2 protein-coding genes and 2 pseudogenes are annotated in these 3,487 nt (G+C 70.5%); all 4 read right to left on the bottom strand.

Annotated elements, in window-relative coordinates:
* A pseudogene (locus G6018_RS00920) lies at positions 1-192 on the bottom strand (dTMP kinase); the annotation flags it as partial.
* Between the two features lie 9 nt (positions 193-201).
* On the bottom strand, positions 202-1,668 hold the full coding sequence (ahcY, locus tag G6018_RS00915; RefSeq protein WP_182638491.1) for an adenosylhomocysteinase: 1,467 nt from the start codon (positions 1,666-1,668) through the stop codon (positions 202-204).
* 65 nt (positions 1,669-1,733) lie between these two features.
* Positions 1,734-2,969 carry a mannose-6-phosphate isomerase, class I gene (gene manA, locus G6018_RS00910; RefSeq protein ID WP_182638490.1) on the bottom strand — a complete coding sequence of 412 codons (1,236 nt, stop codon included), beginning with the start codon at positions 2,967-2,969 and terminating at the stop codon, positions 1,734-1,736.
* A gap of 4 nt (positions 2,970-2,973) precedes the next feature.
* A pseudogene (locus G6018_RS00905) lies at positions 2,974-3,487 on the bottom strand (hypothetical protein); the annotation flags it as partial.

The following is a 3,487-nucleotide window of genomic DNA, read 5'->3' as shown; positions in this document are numbered from 1 at the left end:
GGAGTCGGCCGTACCGGCCTGGCCGCCGTGCAGGGCGTCGGCGGCCAGGTCGGCGTGCAGGGTCCCGTACCGGGGGAACGCCAGACGCCCGACCGACACACCCCGGTCGGTGAGCTCACCGACCAGGGCGGTCGTCAGGGTGTTCTTGCCCGCGCCGTCGAGCCCCTCGACGACGACCAGACGCGCGACCACGGGATCGGATCAGTACCGGTAGTGGTCGGGCTTGTACGGGCCCTCGACGTCCACACCGATGTACTCGGCCTGGTCCTTGGCGAGCGTGGTGAGCGATCCACCGAGTGCCTCGACGTGCAGGCGCGCGACCTTCTCGTCGAGGATCTTGGGCAGCAGGTGGACGCCGATCGGGTACTGGTCGGCCTTGCTGAACAGCTCGATCTGGGCGATCACCTGGTCGGAGAAGCTGTTGGACATCACGAACGACGGGTGGCCGGTGGCGTTGCCGAGGTTGAGCAGACGCCCCTCCGACAGCACGATGATCGAGCGGCCGTCGGAGTCGAAGACGAACTCGTCGACCTGCGGCTTGATGTTGATGCGGGTGACGTCCGCCGCGGACTCCAGTCCGGCCATGTCGATCTCGTTGTCGAAGTGGCCGATGTTGCCCAGGATCGCCTTGTTCTTCATCCGCTTCATGTGGTCGAAGGTGATGATGTCCTTGTTGCCGGTGGCCGTGATGATGATGTCGGCCGCCTCGATGGCCTCGTCCACGGTCACCACGTCGAAGCCGTCCATGAGGGCCTGCAGCGCGTTGATCGGGTCGATCTCGGTGACCTGGACGCGCGCGCCCTGGCCGGCGAGGGCCTCGGCGCACCCCTTGCCCACGTCGCCGTAACCGCACACCAGGGCCTTCTTGCCGCCGATGAGGGCGTCGGTGCCGCGGTTGATGCCGTCCAGCAACGAGTGGCGGGTGCCGTACTTGTTGTCGAACTTGCTCTTGGTGACCGCGTCGTTGACGTTGATCGCCGGGAACGGCAGCACACCCTCGGCGTGGAAGTGGTACAGGCGGTGTACGCCGGTGGTGGTCTCCTCGGTGACGCCCTGGACCGACTCGGCGATGGCCGTGTACTTGCCCGGGTGGGCCGGCACGGACTCGCGCAGCAGCGCGTGGAAGACCTTCTCCTCCGCCGACCAGGCGGGGTCGTCCGACGGCACGGCCCCGGCCTGCTCGAACTCCTTGCCCTTGATCACGAGCATGGTGGCGTCGCCACCGTCGTCGAGGATCATGTTGGGATCGGTGCCGGGCCAGGTCATGATCTGCTCCGTGCACCACCAGTACTCGGCGAGCGTCTCGCCCTTCCACGCGAACACCGGCACGCCGGACGGGGCCTCGGGCGTGCCCTCCGGGCCCACGACGACGGCGGCGGCCGCCTCGTCCTGCGTGGAGAAGATGTTGCACGAGGCCCACCGGACCTCCGCGCCCAGCGCGGTCAGCGTCTCGATCAACACGGCGGTCTGCACCGTCATGTGGATGGACCCGGCGATCCGGGCCCCCGCCAGCGGCTGCTCCGCCCCGTACTCCTCGCGCAGCGCCATGAGGCCGGGCATCTCGTGCTCGGCCAGACGGATCTGCTTGCGGCCCGCCTCCGCCAGCGACAGATCCGCCACCTTGAACTCGACACCGTTGACGGACTGCACGTGCAGATCAGCGGACATGTGTGCGACCAGCTCCTCGTAGTTCGGAAAAGACTTCCGCACCACACTAGCGGGGAGCTCTACCGCTACGCCGTCCCCGTCTCCGGACCGCCGACCCGGGTGCGGAAGACGGTGGCCCCGTCGGCGCCCTCCAGCTCCACCACCGGCGTCGAGGCGGGGACCCACACCGCGTGGCCGGGCCCCAGCGTCTCCGTGGTCCCGTTCTCCGACACGCACACCCGGCCGGAGGTACACAACAGGACCTCCGGGCCGTCGGTCCGGTAGGTGACGGGGCCGGTGCCGGCGGGGAGCACGATGCGCGAGAGCGCGAAGTCGGGCTCGGGCGTGGGGTAGTCCACCTCCCCGGGGATCCCGCGATCGGCGGGGACCGGCCGCACCGTGGGGTCCGCGAGCGGGTCGAACGCGAGCACCCGCATCAGCTCCGGGACGTCGACGTGCTTGGGTGTCAGGCCCCCGCGCAGGACGTTGTCCGAGTTGGCCATGACCTCCACCCCGACTCCGCGGAGATAGGCGTGGAGCTGACCGGGGCCCAGGTACACGGCCTGTCCCGGCCGGAGCACCACCCTGTTGAGCAGCAGGGCACCCAGGACACCGGGATCCGTGGGGTACCGCTCGGCGAGCTCGACCACGGTCGTGGCCTCGTTCGACCACTCGCCGGAGACACCCTCCGCGGTGAGGTACCCCACGGCGCCGGTGACCAGGTCCGCCACCACCGTCTCCAACGCCATGTGCGGCATCGTCACGACGGTGGTGAACACCGCACGGAGGCCCTCCGCGTCCGGCTGGCCGTCCAGCATGTCGCGGTAGGGGCGCAGGGCCGGCACGTCGAGGGCGTCGAACAACGCCACGGTACGGGGCACGGGGCGGAATCCGACCAGCGCGTGGAACTCGGTCAGGGCCACCAGGATCTCGGGCTTGTGGTTGGTGTCGCGGTAGTTGCGATCCGGGGCGTGGACGGCGATCCCCCGCGCGTCCTCGGCGGCGAAACCCTCCCTCGCCCTCTCCGGGGACGGGTGCGCCTGCAGGGAGAGCGCCTGCTCGGCGGACAGGAGCTTGACCAGGAACGGCAGTCCGCCCCCGTGTTCCGCGGCCACCCGCGCCCCGAGCTCTCCCTCGGGGTCGGCGGCGATCCGCGCGTCCAACCCCCGCCCGTCGGCGCAGAGCGACGAGCCGGAGTCGTGGGCGCCGAACCAGTGCTCGGCCACCGGGTGCGGTGCCGGGGAGTGGGTTCCGCACAACTCGGGGAGCGCTGTCCGCGAGCCCCATGCGTACGCCTGGACGACCGGGGTGAGAGCGACCACGGTTCTAGAGCCCCCCCACCAGCAGGTACGCGGCGGAGAGCTCGGTCCGTGCCATGAGCGCGGCCACCTTTCCGCTCAACGGGGCCGGTGTGGCACCGACCGTGTCCCGACCACGATCGGAGATCCACTCGACGTCCGCGAGCGGGCCCGCGGCCAGGCGGACGAATTCCTCGTCCGCGCTGAGCACCATACCGAGGTGCCGGATGGTCCTGTCCTCGCGTTCACCGTCGAGCTGGTCGTCGTGGAACAGACTCGCGAGGGGGTCCACGGCGGGCAGCCCTCGGGCGCGCTCGGCCTGCGACCGGACGGCGTCGGTGACGGAGGAGGTCGCCGTGACCCGGCCGGCGTCGCAGAACGCGGCCACCGCCCTGTCGCAGTAGGCCGCGGACAACGGATCCGAGTGGATCCAGACGAGCGGGTCCGAACCGGCGACCGCGGTGGCGAGGAGCTTGGCCGGGTTGACGGGGGTGGCGAGATCGGGCCCCAGGCCCTCGAGTTCGACGTCGACGGCGTCCGCG

It is taken from the genome of Dietzia sp. DQ11-44, assembly GCF_014145205.1.
In the GTDB taxonomy this organism is placed as follows: domain Bacteria; phylum Actinomycetota; class Actinomycetes; order Mycobacteriales; family Mycobacteriaceae; genus Dietzia; species Dietzia natronolimnaea.
The sequence above is the reverse complement of the archived record's forward strand: the minus strand, read 5'-3'. Positions and strand labels throughout refer to the sequence as shown.

Coding starts and splice junctions, on each gene's coding strand:
- ahcY (WP_182638491.1), bottom strand. CDS start 1,668: ATGTCCGCTGATCTGCACGTGCAGTCCGTCAACGGTGTCGAGTTCAAG.